This is a genomic window from Jiella sp. M17.18, from assembly GCF_041027365.1.
Taxonomy (GTDB): domain Bacteria; phylum Pseudomonadota; class Alphaproteobacteria; order Rhizobiales; family Rhizobiaceae; genus VKMB-3413.
On sequence record NZ_JBFTEH010000001.1, the window covers coordinates 601,079 to 619,332 of the forward strand.

Sequence of the window (18,254 nt, forward strand, 5' to 3'; positions counted from 1 at the left end):
CCGGTGCCCACACGATCTATGGCAAAGACCGGCCGTCGCGGAAAGCCCACGCGCCGAGTTTGCAGGTCCGGCGCAGCTCAGACGATGTCGTCCGCCTCGGCGCCGGCGTCGCCGCCGAGATTCTGTCCGACCCGCGCCAGCAGCTTGCGCAGCGTCTTGCGCTCCTTGCTCGACAGGCCCTTGAGGGCGGTGCGCTCGACGGTCTTCTGCGCCGTCTTGACGGCGTCGACGATCGCGTGGCCATCGGGCGTGAGGAAGGCGTGGCTCTGACGCGCGTCGTTCGGCGAGGCGCGCTTTTCCACCAGACCCTGGCTGATCAGCCGCGCGACGGTCTTGGTGACGGTCGGCGGGCGAACCGCCAGGCGCTCGGCGAGTTCGCGGAGCGGCAGGCCGTCATTCTCGCCGATGGCGATCAGCACGGCGTCCTGGCCGGGGTAGAGATGGATTGCGGAGAGCTGTTGAGACAGGGCAGTCCGCACGCTGCGGGCGGCGAGGTTGAGCTGGCGGGTCACCGACCGCTTCTTCTTCTTGCCGGCCATCTCGCCTCCGTCCCTCGACGCGCGCAAGATGACGAAGCGGCGTCCCGATGTCCACCGAAGCGCCGGGCGATTCGGATCGCGCCGGGGGACGCGAGGTCGCAGCCCTGGCGGACGACGCGCTACGAAAGAGGAGCATATGCGCAAACGTTACGAGGAGATGACGACTGCCGATCTGGCGGCTGCGTCCGACCTGGCCTCCGCCGTCGCCGTGCTGCCGATCGCCGCCGTCGAGCAGCACGGGCCGCATCTGCCGCTGGGAACCGACGCGATGCTGGCCGACGCGATGGTCGAGACTGTGCTTTCGCGCCTCGGGGACGCGCGGCGGGTGACCTTTCTGGCGACGGCCCGGATCGGCAAGTCCGACGAGCACGCGCACTTTCCCGGCACCCTCAAACATGACTGGCGCACGGCAATCGACGCCGTCACTGAGATCGGCGCCTCGCTCGCCGCCAGCGGCTTGCGCCGGCTGGTCATCGTCAACGCGCATGGCGGCAACACGCCGGTCATGGACACGGCGGCGCTGGAGCTTCGCCGCGTCCACAAGATGCTGGTCGGCACCTGTTCCTGGCTGCGCTTCGGCTATCCCCCTGGGCTGCTGCCGGAGGTGGAGATCGCGGCCGGGATCCATGGCGGCGCGGTCGAGACGGCGCTGATGCTGCACTTCCGGCCGGACCTCGTGCGGACGGAGGCGATTGCCAACTTCCCGTCCCTGCAGAGCGAACTGGAGACGCAGGCGAAGCGGCTGCGCGCGCACGGCCGGCTCGGCTTCGGCTGGATGGCCGACGATCTCAACCCCTCCGGCGTCGTCGGCGACGCGCGTCTCGCGACGGCCGAGATCGGCCGCGCCATCGCCGAATATCAGGCGGACGCCTTCATCGATTTCCTCGACGACGTTGCGGCCTTCGATCTGGAGCGGCTATCTGCCGGTCCGCGCCCGCACGGCGCGGAAGGGGACCGGACATGACCGCAGCACCGACGATACCGCCGCTGGACACCCTGCCGGGCAATGTCGACCGCGCGTGGGTTCGGCAGGCGATCGCGCTTCTCGAGGGCGATGGCCGGCGCTCGGCCGATACCCATCTCGTCAACCCGGTGTTTCCCGGGCTGAAGGGCATCTCGATCTATCTGAAGGACGAATCGACCCATCCGACCGGCAGCCTGAAGCATCGGCTGGCGCGCTCGCTCTTCCTCTACGGGATCTGCAACGGCGCGATCCGGGAGGGCACGCCGCTGGTGGAGGCGTCGTCCGGGTCGACGGCGGTCAGCGAAGCCTATTTCGCCCATCTTCTGAGGCTGCCCTTCATCGCGGTGATGCCGAAGTCGACGAGCCGGCAGAAGGTCGCGGCGATCGAGCGCTTCGGCGGCCACTGCCACTATGTCGACGATCCCGCCGAAATCTACGACGCGGCGATGCGGATCGCTGCGGAAACGGGCGGCCACTATCTCGACCAGTTCACCTACGCCGAACGAGCCACCGACTGGCGCGGCAACAACAACATCGCCGAGAGCATCTTCGCGCAGATGCAGGCCGAGAGCCATCCGGTGCCGCGCTGGGTGGTGATGAGCGCCGGCACCGGCGGCACCTCGGCGACGATCGGGCGCTACATCCGCTATCGCAACCTCGACACGCGGCTCCTCGTCGTCGACGTCGAGTATTCCGCCTTCTTCGACGCCTATAGCCAGGGTGACCGCAGCGCGCGCTGCGAGCGCGGCTCGCGGATCGAGGGGATCGGCCGCCCGCGCGTCGAGCCGTCCTTCCTGCCCGATGTCATCGACCACATGATCAAGCTGCCGGACGCGGCCTCGATCGCGGCGATGCATGTCCTGTCGGAGCGCCTGTTCCGGCGCGTCGGCGGCTCGACCGGCGCGAACTTCTTCGGCCTGTGCTTCGCCGCGGCGGCGCTGATGAAGGCGGGCGAGGAGGGCTCGCTGGTCTCGCTAATCTGCGACAGCGGCGACCGCTACGCGGCCACCTATTACGATCCGGACTGGCTGGCCGCCAACCGCATCGACATCGACGTCTACCGCCCCGGCATCGAGGCGCTGCTCGACCGCGGCGACCTCGGCCTGTTCGAGACGGCGGACGCGGCAGCGGCGGCGGTCTGACCGGCGCGAGCCGCCAACAGTCTTTGCAGGGAATCCCCCGTGCATTCGCCGCATCGGGCGCCTATATCGAGCCCGACCCAATCAGGGAGACGCTCCATGTCCGCCACCGCACCCGAAACCGACCAGATCCCCGTCACCGTCCTCACCGGCTATCTCGGCTCCGGCAAGACGACGCTGCTCAACCGCATCCTGTCGGAGGATCACGGGCGGAAATACGCCGTCATCGTCAACGAGTTCGGCGAGATCGGCATCGACAACGACCTCATCGTCGAGAGCGACGAGGAGATCTACGAGATGAACAATGGCTGCGTCTGCTGCACGGTGCGCGGCGACCTCGTGCGGGTGGTCGAGGGGCTGACGCGGCGCAAGGGCCGGTTCGACGCGATCCTGGTCGAGACGACGGGTCTCGCCGACCCGGTGCCGGTCGCCCAGACCTTCTTCATGGACGAGGACGTGCGCCAGAAAACCCGGCTCGACGCCGTCGTCGCGCTGGTCGATGCCAAGCACCTGCCGATGCGCCTGAAGGACACCAAGGAGGCCGAGGACCAGATCGCCTTCGCCGACGTCGTGCTCCTCAACAAGACCGACCTCGTCAGCGCGGACGAACTCGCCGCCGTCGAGGCGACAGTGCGCAAGATCAACCCGTATGCGGTCATCCACCACACCAAGCGCGCCGGCATCGACCTTGCCCGGGTGCTGGGGCAGGGCGCGTTCGACCTGAAGCGCGTGCTCGACAACGACCCGGACTTCCTGGAAGAGGCCGCGCACGCGCATGACGACCACGTCTGCGGGCCGGACTGCGTCCATGACCACCACGACCATGATCACCACCATCATCACGACCATGGGCATGAGCATCATCACCATCACGGCGAGGCCTCGGCCATTCACGACGTGACGGTGACGTCGGTCTCGCTGAAGGGCGGCGATCTCGACCCGCAGAAGTTCTTCCCCTGGATCCAGGCACTGACCCAGGAGCAGGGACCGAACATCCTGCGGCTGAAGGGCATCATCGCCTTCGACGGCGATCCCGACCGCTACGTCGTGCAGGGGGTCCACATGATCATCGAGGGCGACCACCAGCGTCCCTGGCGCGCCGACGAGGCCCGCGTCAGCCGGCTGGTGCTGATCGGGCGCGAGCTCGACGCCGACGCCCTCTCGGCCGAATTCGCCGCCTGCGCCGCGCGGGTGAAGGCCGACGCCTGAGGCTTTGCCCGGTGGCGGCGACAGCGCCAAGGGGCTATCGCCCAGCCTGCCGCCGCCGAACCGCCGGAGCCGAACCATTCAATCCGCCTGAGGGGGCGCCTGCCTGATGCCGTCGATCGCGGCCTACGATTTTCCGGACTTCGTCGAAGCTGCCGTCTTCCTGAAGGACGAGCCGGCCTTTGCGCTTGCCGACGGCACGCTGCGCCTGCCGGCCGGCGGCGACAGGACGCTCGAGCTGCATGCTGGCGGCCTCCTGACCGCGCGCCTTGACGGCTTCTCGAACCGCCTCCTCACGGGTGGCGAGGACGGGCGCGTCGTCGCCGTCGATGCGAAGGGCGAACCGCAGGAACTCGCCGCCATCGGCCGCAAGTGGGTCTCCACCGTCGCCGGCGGGCCGGGCGGCGCGGCCGGCTTCGCCTCCGGCCGGACCGCCTATGTGCGCCGGTCCGACGGCACGCTGCGCGAGTTCCCCCATCCGCGCACGGTCGAGGACATCGCGTTCGCGCCGAAGGGTCTGCGCGCGGCGATCGCGCGCTATGACGGTGCCACGCTGTTCTTTCCGGCGACCGATGCGGCACCCGTCTTGCTCGACTGGAAGGGCGCCCATCTCGGCGTCTCCTTCTCGCCGGACGGGCGCTTCCTCGTCACGGCCATGCAGGAGAATGCCCTGCACGGCTGGCGGATCGAGGACGGCAAACACATGCGCATGACCGGCTATCCCGCCAAGGTTAAGGACTGGTCCTGGTCGGCCAAGGGCAAGTTCCTCGCGACCTCCGGCGCGCCGGCGGCGATCCTCTGGCCCTTCTCCGGCAAGGACGGGCCGATGGGCAAGGCACCGCTGGAACTCGGCACCCGCGGCAACACCATGGTCACCGCCGTCGCCTGCCATCCCGCCGAAGACATGTTGGCGATCGGCTACCAGGACGGCATGATCCTCGCCGCACGGTTTCAGGATGGGAAAGAAGCCCTCCTCAGGCGCGGCGGCGCCAGCCCGGTCCGCACCATGGCCTGGGACGCCAGGGGCGGCCTCGTCGCCTTCGGGACCGAGTCGGGCGAGGCGGGCGTCATCGACATTGCGGGGTGAATTTAAACCATATAGCCGTAGACAACGCTTCCGATTATGCTTGTGAGTATGCCCACTGCTATCGCAGAACCAATCGTTGTTGCGCGATTGCGGACGCGTTTAAATTTCGCCAAGTTTCCTCTGTCGGCCTTGTTAAGGACTACAAAGGGGAAATTATGGTATGTGAGTAGCATATCGTCTGCAATTTCTACAATGTAATCCGAAATATACTTTAAAACGAAGAACGAAATCAGAAAAAGAGACGCGTTTCGAAGTGTTATTATTTCATTTCCTGAGGAGCTGTACGCGATATACCCATGTATAATAGCTGCTGGCCATAGCGACTTCAGCGACTCGGTCGCCATATATCTTCCGGAGAATGCAGGGTTTTTGATTCTCCAAACATCTACTTTCTCCAAAGAGGCTATCCACTCCTCAATCGTCATTTGAAGAGTCCTTGCGACTACGTAGTCGACATATTCGAGGATTATGTTGATGGGTGGTGCTTGATCGTTACCTCGGAATACTCCTCCTATCCCGTGGGCGGCTATCTTGTCATCTTTGAGCAGAACGAACGAGTTGCAAACAATAGAAACCGTATAACTCTGAGGCCGGTCAAGTTCCTGGAATCCCGTCCGATCCGCCGAGACAGAATTTGGAGTGATGAGAAAGTCGAATTTCAGCTCTATCGATGAGACTTTGTCACCACGACTCTCATCATACTGCAAAAACTTTTCAAATTATGATCAGACCTGTTTATCTTTTTTATGGCGAAATATAGTCGAACTAAAATTCGAAGATGTTAGAGAAAACTGCTCCACAGTCTGTTCAATTTTTAACATTAAGTCAGAAATTGAATGCTTTTCAATTATAAAGTCGTCGCGAAAGGATTTTTCTATTTTCTCCTTCTTGCCAGTGATCTGATAATAGAGGGCCTGCATGATCGGCACAGGCAGATCGGAGATCTCCGTGCTCTCGCCGCCTTCGGCTGTAAGGGTTAAATGAGAAGAGAGTGGGCGTTTCGCCATAATCTTTTCGTCGTGAGAATCAGAGTAACAATCAACCAAAAGATGTTAGGAGTCTCGCGGCAATGTCAAAGCGCGGGGGGCACGTTTCGATCCTAGCCCCGATCAGAGATCAGCGGCGCGCGGATGGTGCAGACGAGGCCTTCCGGCCGATAGTCGAGCGTCACCTCGCCGCCGAATTCGGCGACCAGCGACTGCTCGATCAGCCGCGAGCCGAAGCCCTTACGCGCCGGGGCGACGACCGCCGGACCATCGATCTCTTCCCACAGCAGCGCAAAGACGCGTCCGCCGGCCTCCCGCTCGACGCGCCAGGTGATCGCGACCCGTCCTGTCTCGTTCGACAGCGCGCCGTACTTCACGGCGTTGGTGGCGAGTTCGTGCATGGCGAGCGACAGCGCGAGACCCTGGCGCGCGGACAGCTCCATCTCCGGCCCGGACCAGGCGAGCCGCGCCTCGTCGGCGGGGCGGTGCAGCTTCAGCGTGCTGCCGACGATCGCCTCGATCGGCGCCGAGGTCCAGCTGGTCTGGGTCAGAATGTCGTGCGCCTGGCCGAGCGCCGAGAGCCTCGCGGAGAAGGCTTCCAGTCCGACCTTCGTGTCGGTGGCGCGGCGCAGCGTCTGGTTCGCGATAGCGTTGACGACCGCCAGCGTGTTCTTGACGCGGTGGTGCAGCTCGCGCGCGAGGAGCCGCTGGCGCTCGACCGCCTCGACCTCCTGCGTGACGTCCCGGACGGCGCCGACGAAGCGCACCGTCCGGCCGTCCTCGACGAGGGTCTGGCCTCTGGCATGCACATGCCGAAGGATGCCGTCCTCGAGGCCGATCGTGCGGTAGACGATGTCGAAGAGGCCGGTCCCCTCCGGATCGAGCGCGATCGCGACAGCCGCCTCGGTCCGGGGACGATCGTCCGGGTGGAGGCCGGGAAGAAACGTGCCGTCATAGGTGACGTCCGTGCCCGGCGGGACGCCGAACATCGCCCGGCAGCGGTCGTCCCAGAGCAGCACGTTGCTGCCGAGGTCGAAGTCGAACGTGCCGATGCCGGCGGCCTCCTGCGCCAGACGAAGCCGCGCCTCCGTCTCCACCAGCGCCCGCTCGGCCTGCCGGCGCTGATTGTAGGACCAGGCCCGGTTGAGGACATCGCGGATGAAGGCGATCTCCTCGTCCTGCCAGGCGCGGGGACGCGCGGAGTGGACGTACAGGATGATCCGGACCTTGCCGTCCTCGATGACGGCGATGTTGACCATCGCCCTGACGCCGATCGCGTCCCAGGCGCTGCCCGGGTCGGCACCCGACACGATCGCATGGGTGTCGGAAAGGGCGACCACGCCCGAACGCAGCCCGGCGACCAGTTCGCCGGAGAAGTCGGCCAGGCGGAAACGGCCGGAGAGCGCAGCCGTTCCCGTCGCCGTCCACTCGCGCAGGATCGTCGCGTAGGTCTCGGTCGGGTCGACGCCGGCATAGCCGACCCGGTCGACGTCGAGCGTCTGGCCGATCAGCTGCAGGACCTCCAGAAGGTCGGTGCCCGGAGCGCCCTGGACGAGTGCCTGGTCGCCGAGCTTCAGGAGCGCGGCCTGGCGCGTCTCGCGCGCCTTTTCGGCCGTCATGTCGACGATCGCGCCGGGAAAGCGCACCGGCCGCCCGTCCGGATCCGCGAAGCAGCGGCCCCTGGCGTAGAGCCAGTGGATCTCGCCGTTGACGCCGATCACGCGATATTCCTCGGCGAACAGGCCGACGCTTTCCACCGCCTCGGCGATCTTGCGGGCGACGCGATCGCGATCGTCGGGATGGATGCCCTCGACGAAGCTCTGCAGCGGCGTGCCGCTCTCGGCGAGCACCGGATCGACGCCGAAGCGCTCGGCGAAGCGCGCGTCTGCGTAGAGCCTGTCGCCGGGGATGTCCCAGTCCCATGTCCCGACCAGGGCCGAGGCGTCGAGCGCCAGCTTCAGCCGCTCCCGGCTCGCCTGCAGCTCCTTGCGCTCCAGCACTTCCCGCGTGCGGTCGCGCAAGATCTTGAGGAAGCCGGCATGGGTGCCGTCCTGCGAGTACAGAGGCATCATCTCGCCGGACGCGAAGAACCGGCTGCCGTCCGCCTTGATGTGCCAGCGCTCGTCCTGCGCCTTGCCCATGGTGAGCGACAGCCGCATCTCGCGATCAGGCACGCCGTCCTCGACGTCTTCGGGCGTGAAGATCGTCGCGATCGGGCGCCCGACGATCTGGCGCTCGGACCAGCCGAGCACGGCTTCCGCGGCGTCGTTCCAGGTGGTGACGATCCCCCCGAGGTCGGTCGCGATGATGGCGTAGTCGACGGCGCTGTCGACGATCAGCCGGTAGCGGCTCTCGCTCTGGTGGAGGGAGCGTTTCAACCCGGCGATCTCGCGCTCGGCCTCGATCAGCCGGTCCTGAAGCGCCGACACGTCCTCCGCAGCCGGATGGCCGCGCGATTCCGCGTCTTCGGACGGCGCTCCCTCCAGACTGTCACGATCCCCCGATGTCATACGCCCCGTCGTCTCCGCATCCGGAAGCTGGAGCGTCGGCGCCGATGCGCGGTGCTCCCTTACGAACCGGTTAGCATATCCAACCGATCGAGAGATAGAGAATCCGGCCTCATCTCATTGCCGCGAAAGAGAAATTGGCTCTGCAACCGGATCGTCTGGCCGCATGGGCATCCTCACGCGGCCGCCGGCAACTCCGTATCGACCGCCGATTCCGGCGCAAGCCGGCCCGCCGCCTCAACGAGGCCGATCGCCTCGTGCAGGTGGCGCGGCAAGAATTCGAGCGCCAGCAGCCGCCGCGGCTCGAAGGGTCCCGGCATGGCAAGGGCGCCCGTCGCCGCGGCGGAGAAGCCGAAGCGCTCGTAATATTCGGGATCGCCGACGAGCAGGATCGCCTTGTGGCCGCGCCAGGCGGCTTCCGCGATCGCCCGTCGCATCAAAGAGGAGCCGATCCCTGAGCCCTTGAGCGCCGGATCGACCGCCAGCGGGCCGAGGAGCAGCGCCGGCACGGCGTCGCCGCCCCGCGATCCCGCGGCGATGTTCCACAGCCGGACGGTGCCGACGAGGCGGCCGAGACCGTCGCGCGCGACGAGCGACAGGCCCTCGGCCGGAAGCCGGCCGCGCCGGATCGCCTCAGAGGACTTGCGCGTGCGGCCGGGCCCCATGGCGGCGTCGAGCAGCGCCTCGCGCGCTGGCACGTCGCCGGGCGCCTCGGCTTCGATGGTGAAGAAGGGCGCGAAGGACTGGAATGCACCGGAATGCGGAAATGCGGACATGACGAACCCCTTCAAGCCTTGCGAGGGGTGGAACGGCGCTCGCCGAATGGTTGCGGCGCGCGGGCGGCAAGCCCGGCGCCATCCTCATCGAATGCGGCGCCGGGTCAGCTTCGGAGCGTCAGGCTCCGTCGTCGGATGCGTCTGATCGTCATGAAACCCGTCAGATCACGTAGGACTTCAGCGGCTCGAAGCCGTTGAAGGCGACCGAGGCATAGGTCGTCGTATAGGCGCCCGTGCCCTCGATCAGCAGCTCGTCGCCGACGGTCAGCGAGATCGGCAGCGGGTAGGGCGTCTTCTCGTACATCACGTCGGCCGAATCGCAGGTCGGGCCGGCGAGCACGCAGGGCTCGGTCCGCTCGCCGTCGCGATGGCTGACGATCGGGTAGCGGATCGCCTCGTCCATCGTCTCGGCGAGACCGCCGAACTTGCCGATGTCGAGATAGACCCAGCGATTCTCGTCCGATGCCGACTTCTTCGACACGAGCACGACCTCGGTCTTGATGACGCCGGCGTCGCCGACCATGCCGCGGCCGGGCTCGATGATCGTCTCCGGCAGGCGGTTGCCGAAGTGCTTGCGCAGCGAATCGAAGATCGCGCGGCCGTAGGCCTCCGCGGTCGGCACGTCCTTGAGGTAGCGGGTCGGGAAGCCGCCGCCCATGTTGACCAGCGTCAGCACGATGCCCTTCTCGGCCAGCGCCTCGAAGACGAAGCGCGCATCGGCGATCGCCGCGTCCCAGGCATTGGTGTCGGTCTGCTGCGAGCCGACATGGAAGGAGACGCCGGTGGCGACGAGGCCGAGCGACTGGGCATGCGCGAGCACGTCGATCGCCATCGCCGGGACGCAGCCGAACTTGCGCGACAGCGGCCATTCGGCGCCTTCGCCATTGGTCAGAACGCGGCAGAACACGCGGGCGCCGGGCGCGGCGCGGGCGACCTTCTCGACCTCTTCGACGCAGTCGACGGCGAACAGGGACACGCCGAGCGCATGGGCGCGGGCGATGTCCCGCTCCTTCTTGATCGTGTTGCCGTAGGAGATGCGCTTCGCGGTGACACCGGCGTTCAGCGCCATCTCGATCTCGGCGACCGAGGCGCAGTCGAAGTTCGAGCCGAGCGAAGCCAGGAGCTTCAGGATCTCCGGCGCCGGGTTCGCCTTGACGGCATAGAAGATCGCCGAATCCGGCAGCGCCTTGCGGAAGGCGTTGAAGTTGCCCTCGACGACGTCGAGGTCGACCACGAGGCAGGGACCGTCGGGACGTCGGGTGGCGAGGAAGTCGAGGATGCGCTGAGTGGCCATGTGGCTCTCCCATGGACCCGGCCGTTCGAGCCGGAAGATCGACGAGGAGCGACCGCAATGGTCCGTTCAGCCGGCGGCAGGCGCGACTGTCCGGTCCCTTGCGAGACGCGACGATGGCCGAAAACGACAGGCGCGAGCGCGCACCGCTTCCGGTATCAGTCTGCCATGGCTTGGTGGGCTTGGACCCGCCGCACTTCAGGCAATGAAGGTGTGCCTCTTCAGTATTCCCGGCTTTGGAGACCAGGAGAGACCAGAAAGGCCCGGACCGTCGTTGCTTCAAGGCGTCCTCGATCTCGCGAAGCTCGCAAAACCGACTGGATGTGTTACGTCCAGGTACCGTCCCGGCAACCCTCGCATTTGAGGACCGGGGGACGCCCACAGGCACGTGCGACTTGGGGCAATCGCGATCTATGCGCCTTGGCCGTCATACACAAGAGCCAAATCCGCTCCCCTGTTGATTTTTCATCCTTCCCGCTAAAGGAAGCTCTCGCGCCGTGGATTGGCGGCAACATTCGCAAGCTTGGGACAAGGACGCGGGAATGGACACGCTGACTCGGATGCGCGCCTTCATCTCGGTGGTCGAGAACGAGGGCTTTTCCTCCGCGGCCCGCAAGACTGGGCGCTCCAAGGCGCTCCTGTCGAAATATGTGCGCGAGCTGGAGGACGAACTCGGCGTCCTGCTGATCAACCGCACCACCCGGCAGATCGCCCTGACGGCGGCGGGCGAGGTCTATGTCGCGCGGGCGTCGGGCATCCTTTCCGACCTCGAGAGCCTCAACGAGGAGGCGCGCGAGGCGACCGGCGAGGCCAAGGGCACGATCCGTGTCTCGGCCGCGCGCACCTTCGGCGACGCCGAGCTCGGCCTCAGCCTCGTCGACTTCGCCAAGGCCTATCCCGACATCGGCCTCGACATCCATCTCGACGACAACTTCGTCAATCTGGTGGAGGAGGGGTTCGACGTCGCGATCCGCATGACGCGACTCGCCGATTCGGCGATGATCGCGCGCCGGCTCGCCTCGCTCAACTTCGCCATCGTGGCGAGCCCGGAGCTGATCGAGCGGCTCGGTCGCCCGACCCATCCGACGCAGGTCGCGAACTATCCCGCGGTGATCGATTCGAACTCGCGGCTGTTCTCCAACTGGGGCTTCCGCGATCCGGTGACGAAGGAGACGATCAACGTCCAGGTCTCCGGCCAGTTCACCGCCAATTCGCCGGTGACGGTCCGCGCCGCCGCGCTCGCCGGCCTCGGCCTCGCGCTCAGCCCCAGCTTCGTCGTGCGCGAGGATCTGGAGAAGGGCCGGCTCGTCACCGTGCTCGACGACTACATGTCGAGCGAGGCCGGCATCTATGCCGTCTTCCCGCACCGTCGGCATCTTCCGGCGCGGGTGCGCGTCTTCGTCGACTTCCTGGCGGCGTGGTTCCGCAAATGCGACTGCCACCTCAACGGCGGCGGTCCCGGCTGACTGCGGCGGAACGGCAACGCTTCGCCCGGGACGGCTCTGTGTGCCTTTACCGGCTCGCAAGCTTGTCGTCTTATGACCGGGCCATGCGTAACAGTATCCTCCTCGCCGCCGCCTTCGCGCTGATCGCCTCGACCGCGCCGGGCCTTGCCAAGCAGACCGACGCGGAGGCGCGCCCGGAAGTCGCTTTCGATGCCGCGGGCGACCCCGGCACGATCGTCATCAAGACCTCGGAGCGCAAGCTCTACCTCCTCACCGGCAACGGCAAGGCGCTGGTCTACCGGATCGCCGTCGGCCGGCCCGACGAGCAGTGGTTCGGCAAGAGCTGGGTCTCGAAGAAGCGGCTGCACCCGACCTGGATCCCGACGCCGTCGATGCGCGAAGACCACCCGAACCTGCCCCAGTCGGTCGGGCCGGGCCCCAACAACCCGCTCGGCCAGCGCGCGATGAATCTCGGCTGGACGGCCTATCGCATCCACGGCACCAACTCCCCGCATTCGATCGGCCGCGCCGCCTCGTCCGGCTGCTTCCGCATGCGCAATGCGGACGTCCTCGACCTCTACGACCGCGTCCATATCGGCGCCGAGGTTCTGGTCGAGCACTGAGTCCAGGGCGAAAGGGACGAGGCGCCGCCGCCCGGCGACGGCGTCGTTATGCCGCTCGTGCGAGACGGCCGTGCCATTGCGCCGGCCGGCAGGACTATTGCCGCAGCACCAGCCGGCCGTTCTCGACCGCGAAGCCGTCCAGCCGGGAGAGGAAGCTCATGCCGAGCAGGCTGATCGGCAGACTGCCGTCGCGCACCACCATGGCGTCGACATTGGTGATCTCGATCGGGCCGATCGACACGCGCGCCAGCCGCGTCTTCGCCGCCATCGCCTCGCCATTCGCGGTCATGACCTTGTAGTGCCAGTCGCCGGGAGACGGTGAGGCGCCGAGATGGCGCGCCGTCGTCTCGTCGAGCGCCACGAGGGTTGCGCCGGTGTCGACGATGACGCGCACGGGCCGACCGTTCAGCAGCGCGTCGGTGCGGAAATGCCCGTCCGGATCCGGCCGCAGTTCGGCGACACGGCCGACCAGTGCGGGCGCCGGCGCGGGCGACGCCGCGGCATCGACCACCTTGGCCGGCGGATCGATCACTTCCAGCTTTCCGGACAGGGCGGCCGCCTCATAGCGCTCGAACACCGAGGGGGCGGCGAGCGCCACCACCGAGGCGAAGATCATGGCGGCGATGAGCTTCTCCATGCGTCCGCAACCTCGCTCCCGCACGAAACCGCGGTGAGTTTACGGGAGCGCTCCTTACGCGGCGGTAAAATCGGCCGGGCGAACCCTTCGGTGCCGCAGGACGGGAGAGGGGCGGATATCTCGCGGTGATGCCGTAAGACCAAGTGCCTGTTGGTGCTCGGCATCCCGCCGTTATATGCGGGAACGGGAGAACGGACGTCTGGGGAGGGCGCATGGGCATGGCGGACAGGGCGGAGAGCTTCGACTACATCATTGCGGGCGCCGGCTCGGCCGGCTGCGTCCTCGCAAACCGGCTGTCCGCCGATCCGCGCAACCGCGTGCTGCTTCTCGAGGGCGGCGCGAAGGACAACTGGATCTGGTTCCACGTCCCCGTCGGCTACCTCTTCGCGATCGGCAATCCGCGCTCCGACTGGATGTTCAAGACCGCGGCCGAGCCGGGCCTCAACGGGCGGGCCCTGTCCTATCCCCGCGGCAAGGTGCTCGGCGGCTCCTCGGCGATCAACGCGATGATCTACATGCGCGGTCAGGCGGCAGACTACGACCACTGGCGCCAGCTGGGCCTCCCCGGCTGGGGCTGGGACGACGTCCTGCCGGTGTTCAAGCGGGTCGAGGACCATGTCGAGGGGCCGAGCGAATTTCACGGCGCCGGCGGCGAATGGCGCGTCGAGCATCCGCGTATCCGCTGGGAGATCCTCGACCATGTGCGCGATGCGGCCGAGGCCGCAGGCGTGCCGAAGATCCCGGACTTCAACACCGGCGACAACACCGGCTCATCCTATTTCCAGGTGAACCAGAAGAACGGCCGGCGCTGGAGCGCGGCCCGCGGCTTCCTGAAGCCGGCGCTGAAGCGGTCAAACCTCGAGGTCGAGACCGGCGTGACGGTCGAGCGCGTCAACGTCGCGGACGGCCGCGCCGTCTCCGTCACCTATCGCAAGGGTGGCGAGACGATCACCGCCGCCGCGCGCGGCGAGGTGGTGCTGTCGGCGGGCGCGGTCGGCTCGCCGCTGATCCTGGAGCGCTCCGGCATCGGCGACGGCGAGCGGCTGCGAACGCACGGCATCCAGCCGATCCACCACCTGCCGGGGGTCGGCGAGAACCTGCAGGACCATCTGCAGATCCGGCCGATCTACAAGGTGCAGGGCATCAAGACGCTGAACACCGAGTACTGGAACCTCATCTCGCGCGCGATGATGGGCGTGAACTACCTCTTCCGCCGCCGCGGCCCGCTGACCATGGCGCCGAGCCAGGTCGGGGCCTTCGTGAAATCCTCGCCGGAATACGAGACCGCCAACCTCGAATTCCACTTCCAGCCGCTGTCCCTCGACGACTGGGGCCACGGCCTGCACCGCTTCTCCGCCTTCACCGCCAGCGTCTGCAACCTGCGGCCCACCAGCCGCGGCTCCATCCACATGTCCGGTCCGAAGGCCGAGGACGGGCCGGACATCCGGCCGAACTACCTCTCCACCGAGGCGGACAGGCGCGTCGCCGTCGACTCCCTCAAATGGGCGCGGCGCATCGTCTCGCAGGCGCCCCTCGCACCCTATCGGCCGGAGGAATACAAGCCTGGCGCCCATGTCTCCTCCGATGCGGACATGCTGGTCGCGGCCGGCGATCTCGGGACGACCATCTTCCATCCCGTCGGCACCGCGAAGATGGGAACGGACGACGACAGGATGGCGGTGCTCGACGCCCGCCTGCGTGTGCGGGGCATCGACGGCCTCAGGGTGATCGACGCCTCGGCGATGCCGTCGATCACCTCGGGCAACACCAATTCGCCGACCATCATGATCGCCGACAAGGGCGCCGAGATGATGCTTCAGGGCGCGAAGGCCCGCTGATCGCTCAGTCCCGGCTGCCGTCGGCGCCCGCCATCAGCCCGGACAGGGCGAGGACCACGACGAGCAGAGCGGCGAGCCCGACATAGACGTCCGCGAGGCCGACATGCTCGGCGAGGAAGCCGATGACGGAGGGCGCGAGCAGCCCGCCGGAATAGCCGATACCGCTGGCGATCGAGATTCCGATGCCGGGCTTCAGGCCGGCGACATTGCCGGCGGCCGAGAACGCGATCGGCACGATGTTGGAGAGGCCGATGCCGGTCAGCGCGAAGCCGCAGACGACGAGGGGGAGGCTTCCCGCGAGGCCGGTGAGCGCGAGGCCGCTCGCCGCGACGACGGCGAACAGCCGCACGGTCGCCACCGCACCCAGCCGGTTGCGGATGCCGTCGCCGAGGAAGCGGAACAGCGCCATCGCCGCGGAAAAAGCGGCAAAGGCGAAGCCGGAGGTGACGACGTCTGCCGCAAGGCTCTGCCGCAGATAGACCGCGCTCCAGTCGATCGCCGCGCCCTCCGGCATCATGGCGGTCAGCGCGAAGATGCCGACGGCGATCGCCTTGAGGATCGCGGAGCGGTCCCGCCGCGCCGCGGCGAGGATGCCGGCGAAGCTCCCGGCCTCCGTCTCCTCTGCCGGTTGATGGGCGGCGCGGTCCTCATGCGACAAGCGCAACGTGAGCGCCAGTGCGGACAGGATCAGCAGCCCCGCGACCGCAGCGTGGCCGGGCGCGCCGACGGCGGCGATCAGCGGGCCGCCGATGCCGGCGCCGACCATGCCGCCGACCGACCAGAAGCCGTGGCAGGAGGACATGATCGCCCGGCCCATGCCGCGCTCCACCGCCACCGCATTGGCGTTCATCGCAACGTCCATGCCGCCGAGCATGGCGCCGAACAGGAAGATGGCGACGACCGCGAGAGGCCGGTCCGGCGCGAGCACCAGGAAGGGCAGGGCCGGCGCCAGGAGGAGATGTGTCAAAAGCATCGGCCGGCGTGAGCCGCCGCGCGAGATCAGGCCGCCGATCACCGGCATGGCGGTGATCGCGCCGAGGCCGAAGACCAGGATCAGGAGCCCGAGCGCAGCCTGCGAGAAGCCGAGCCGCGCGGCGAGGATCGGCACTTCCGGCGCCCAGGAGCCGATCGCGAAGCCGTTGACCAGAAAGGCGATGCAGACCGCGAGGCGGGCAGGCGGAAAGACGCCGGCGCGGTCGAGGGCGATGGGGCTGGTGGACACGTCGGGGCTCTTTCTGAAGGGAGACGGATCGGCTGAAGAGAGGCGGGATCGCCGAGACGTTCGAAGATCGGCTCAGGCCGGGACGGCTTCGACGGCGACGCCGCGATCCGCGAAGGCCTGTCGCAGCGCCGGACCGGCGTCGGCCTCGACCACGAGCCCGGTCAGTGCTTCGGCGTCGATCACCGCGAAGGGTGCCGCGGTGCCGAGCTTGTCGGTCGTCGTCGCCACCATCACCTGCCGGCTCGCCAGCGCGATCCGGCGCTTCAGCTCGGCCTCCTCGCTGTCGGAGGCGGTGACGCCGGCGATCGGATCGATCCCGCAGGCGCCGAGGATCGCAAGGTCGGGACGCAGCCGCTCCGCCTCCGCGAGGGTCCTGCCGCCGAGGCAGGCGCCGAGCCGCGGATCGAACCGGCCGCCGAGAAGGACGACGTCGATCGCGGCTCCCGGCGCCACGGCGATGGCGACGGCGGGAGAATTCGTCACGACCGTCAGCCCTGAGTCTCGGGCGAGGGCCGCCGCGATCGCGACATTGGTCGTGCCGGCATCGATGAAGACCGTTGCGCCGGCGGGGATCAGGCCGGCGGCCGTCGCGGCGAGACGCGACTTCTCCGCCGCCTGCGAATCGAGCCGACGGTCGAAGGGCTCGGACGGCGCCGCCGGTCTGACCGCGCCGCCATAGACACGCTCGCAGACGCCGGCGGCCGCGAGTTCCCGCAGGTCGCGGCGGATCGTGTCCTCCGAGACGGCGAATTCGCCCGCGAGTGCGCCGGCGATGACGCGGCCGTCCCGGGCGAGTCGCTCACGGATGATGTCCTGCCGCTGGCGGGTGAGGAGGATGGTCATGACGATCCGGACTGCTCGCCTGTTGATGCACGTTATATCCTGATCTTGCACGGTTGGGGCGGCGCCGCAAGCCGGCCTCTGCTTCGGCAGGACTGCCGCCCGACGATGCAGGGAAGTATGGCCGGCTATGGGATGCGATCCGGCCTGCCAGGAACCCTGCCGGTTGCCCCCGATTGTCCGCACGACCAGCGCGGCGGCGAGACGCTGCCGCGGACGATGCGCGGCAACGGCCCGCGCAGCTCATCCATCAGGACGGAAGGAACGATCCATGGCACTCGACCCCCGCAACCGCTATCCGCGCCCGGAGCAGCCGGAACAGGAACAGGGCATGCCCGGCAAGACCGGCGCGATGAGCCCGGAGCCGGATCATGGCGAAGAGAGCTACAAGGGCTCCGGCAAGCTCGACGGTCGCGCCGCGATCATCACCGGCGCCGATTCCGGCATCGGCCGGGCGATCGCCATCGCCTACGCCCGCGAGGGCGCGGACGTGCTCATCGCCTATTGGGACGAGCACGAGGATGCCAAGGAGACGGCGCGTTGGGTCGAGAAGGCCGGCCGCAAGGCGGTGCTGGTCTCCGGCGACGTGAAGGAGGAGGACTTCTGCAACGGCCTGATCGCCCGCGCCTTCGACGAATTCGGCCGCCTCGACATCCTGGTCAACAACGCCGCCCACCAGGCGACCTTCGAGAAGATCGAGGACATCTCGGCGACGGAGTGGGACACGACCTTCCGCACCAACATCTATTCGATGTTCTACCTCTCCAAGGCGGCGGTGGCGCGGATGGAGCCGGGCGGCGTGATCCTCAACACCAGCTCGATCAACGCGACCAGCCCGACGCCGCAGCTACTCGCCTATGCGACGACCAAGGGCGCCATCGCCAACTTCACCGCAGGCCTCGCGCAATATGTCGCCGACCGCGGCATCCGCGTGAACGCCGTCGCGCCGGGGCCGATCTGGACGCCGCTGATCCCCTCGACCATGCCGCCGGAGAAGGTGAAGAGCTTCGGCTCCAATACGCCGCTCGGACGTGCCGGGCAGCCGGCGGAACTCGCCGGCGCCTATGTCTTCCTCGCCTCGGACGATGCCACCTACATCACCGGCGCGCTGGTGCCCGTCACCGGCGGCCGGCCGATGCTGTAGACGAAGGAGG

The 18,254-nt window shown here is 67.5% G+C and carries 17 protein-coding genes; 8 read left to right on the top strand and 9 right to left on the bottom strand.

Annotated features, from left to right (window positions below):
• Nucleotides 1-77: 77 nt before the first annotated feature.
• Nucleotides 78-539: a MarR family winged helix-turn-helix transcriptional regulator gene (locus tag AB5S17_RS02830; protein WP_369235894.1), complete on the bottom strand. Its 462-nt coding sequence runs from the start codon at nt 537-539 to the stop codon at nt 78-80.
• Between the two features lie 136 nt (nt 540-675).
• Here AB5S17_RS02830 and AB5S17_RS02835 point away from each other — a divergent pair, with 136 nt between their 5' ends.
• From AB5S17_RS02835 to AB5S17_RS02850, 4 genes are all read left to right on the top strand, one after another.
• Nucleotides 676-1,503 carry a creatininase family protein gene (locus AB5S17_RS02835; protein ID WP_369235896.1) on the top strand — a complete coding sequence of 276 codons (828 nt, stop codon included), beginning with the start codon at nt 676-678 and terminating at the stop codon, nt 1,501-1,503.
• Complete coding sequence (locus AB5S17_RS02840; RefSeq protein WP_369235898.1) at nt 1,500-2,645, top strand: PLP-dependent cysteine synthase family protein; 1,146 nt, start codon at nt 1,500-1,502, stop codon at nt 2,643-2,645. The genes AB5S17_RS02835 and AB5S17_RS02840 overlap by 4 nt, the downstream gene beginning before the upstream one ends.
• A 96-nt stretch (nt 2,646-2,741) precedes the next feature.
• On the top strand, nt 2,742-3,851 hold the full coding sequence (locus tag AB5S17_RS02845) for a GTP-binding protein (protein ID WP_369235900.1): 1,110 nt from the start codon (nt 2,742-2,744) through the stop codon (nt 3,849-3,851).
• Nucleotides 3,852-3,957: 106 nt separating this feature from the next.
• Nucleotides 3,958-4,935, top strand: coding sequence for a WD40 repeat domain-containing protein (locus AB5S17_RS02850; RefSeq protein ID WP_369235902.1), 978 nt, complete (start codon nt 3,958-3,960; stop codon nt 4,933-4,935).
• Nucleotides 4,936-4,937: 2 nt separating this feature from the next.
• Here AB5S17_RS02850 and AB5S17_RS02855 read toward each other — a convergent pair whose 3' ends face one another.
• The 5 genes from AB5S17_RS02855 to odc2 all read right to left on the bottom strand — a co-directional run bounded on the left by AB5S17_RS02855 (nt 4,938) and on the right by odc2 (nt 10,498).
• On the bottom strand, nt 4,938-5,642 hold the full coding sequence (locus tag AB5S17_RS02855; RefSeq protein ID WP_369235904.1) for a hypothetical protein: 705 nt from the start codon (nt 5,640-5,642) through the stop codon (nt 4,938-4,940).
• A gap of 18 nt (nt 5,643-5,660) precedes the next feature.
• On the bottom strand, nt 5,661-5,942 hold the full coding sequence (locus AB5S17_RS02860) for a hypothetical protein (protein ID WP_369235906.1): 282 nt from the start codon (nt 5,940-5,942) through the stop codon (nt 5,661-5,663).
• Between the two features lie 92 nt (nt 5,943-6,034).
• Nucleotides 6,035-8,431, bottom strand: coding sequence for a PAS domain-containing protein (locus AB5S17_RS02865; RefSeq protein WP_369235908.1), 2,397 nt, complete (start codon nt 8,429-8,431; stop codon nt 6,035-6,037).
• A 173-nt stretch (nt 8,432-8,604) separates the two neighbouring features.
• Complete coding sequence (locus AB5S17_RS02870; RefSeq protein WP_369235910.1) at nt 8,605-9,204, bottom strand: GNAT family N-acetyltransferase; 600 nt, start codon at nt 9,202-9,204, stop codon at nt 8,605-8,607.
• 160 nt (nt 9,205-9,364) lie between these two features.
• A complete protein-coding gene (gene odc2 / locus AB5S17_RS02875; protein WP_369235912.1) occupies nt 9,365-10,498 on the bottom strand; it encodes an ornithine/lysine decarboxylase in 1,134 nt (377 codons plus the stop codon).
• Between the two features lie 539 nt (nt 10,499-11,037).
• Here odc2 and AB5S17_RS02880 point away from each other — a divergent pair.
• Together AB5S17_RS02880 and AB5S17_RS02885 are read left to right on the top strand one after the other, a co-directional pair.
• On the top strand, nt 11,038-11,961 hold the full coding sequence (locus AB5S17_RS02880; protein WP_369235914.1) for a LysR family transcriptional regulator: 924 nt from the start codon (nt 11,038-11,040) through the stop codon (nt 11,959-11,961).
• A gap of 83 nt (nt 11,962-12,044) precedes the next feature.
• The gene (locus tag AB5S17_RS02885) at nt 12,045-12,563 is read left to right on the top strand and encodes a L,D-transpeptidase (protein WP_369235916.1); all 519 of its coding nucleotides are present in this window, start codon (nt 12,045-12,047) and stop codon (nt 12,561-12,563) included.
• A gap of 94 nt (nt 12,564-12,657) precedes the next feature.
• On the opposite strand, the gene AB5S17_RS02890 is transcribed toward AB5S17_RS02885, so the two are convergent.
• On the bottom strand, nt 12,658-13,200 hold the full coding sequence (locus AB5S17_RS02890) for a TIGR02281 family clan AA aspartic protease (protein WP_369235918.1): 543 nt from the start codon (nt 13,198-13,200) through the stop codon (nt 12,658-12,660).
• Between the two features lie 218 nt (nt 13,201-13,418).
• Here AB5S17_RS02890 and AB5S17_RS02895 point away from each other — a divergent pair, with 218 nt between their 5' ends.
• On the top strand, nt 13,419-15,038 hold the full coding sequence (locus tag AB5S17_RS02895) for a GMC family oxidoreductase (RefSeq protein ID WP_369235920.1): 1,620 nt from the start codon (nt 13,419-13,421) through the stop codon (nt 15,036-15,038).
• Nucleotides 15,039-15,042: 4 nt separating this feature from the next.
• Here the strand turns inward: AB5S17_RS02895 and AB5S17_RS02900 are convergent, their stop codons facing one another.
• Nucleotides 15,043-16,260, bottom strand: coding sequence for an MFS transporter (locus tag AB5S17_RS02900; RefSeq protein ID WP_369235922.1), 1,218 nt, complete (start codon nt 16,258-16,260; stop codon nt 15,043-15,045).
• A 72-nt stretch (nt 16,261-16,332) separates the two neighbouring features.
• Entirely contained in the window at nt 16,333-17,103 is a 771-nt protein-coding gene (locus AB5S17_RS02905; protein ID WP_369235924.1) for a DeoR/GlpR family DNA-binding transcription regulator, read from the bottom strand.
• Between the two features lie 268 nt (nt 17,104-17,371).
• Here AB5S17_RS02905 and AB5S17_RS02910 point away from each other — a divergent pair, with 268 nt between their 5' ends.
• Nucleotides 17,372-18,244, top strand: a complete 873-nt coding sequence (locus AB5S17_RS02910) for a glucose 1-dehydrogenase (RefSeq protein ID WP_369235926.1) — start codon at nt 17,372-17,374, stop codon at nt 18,242-18,244.
• Nucleotides 18,245-18,254: the final 10 nt, after the last annotated feature.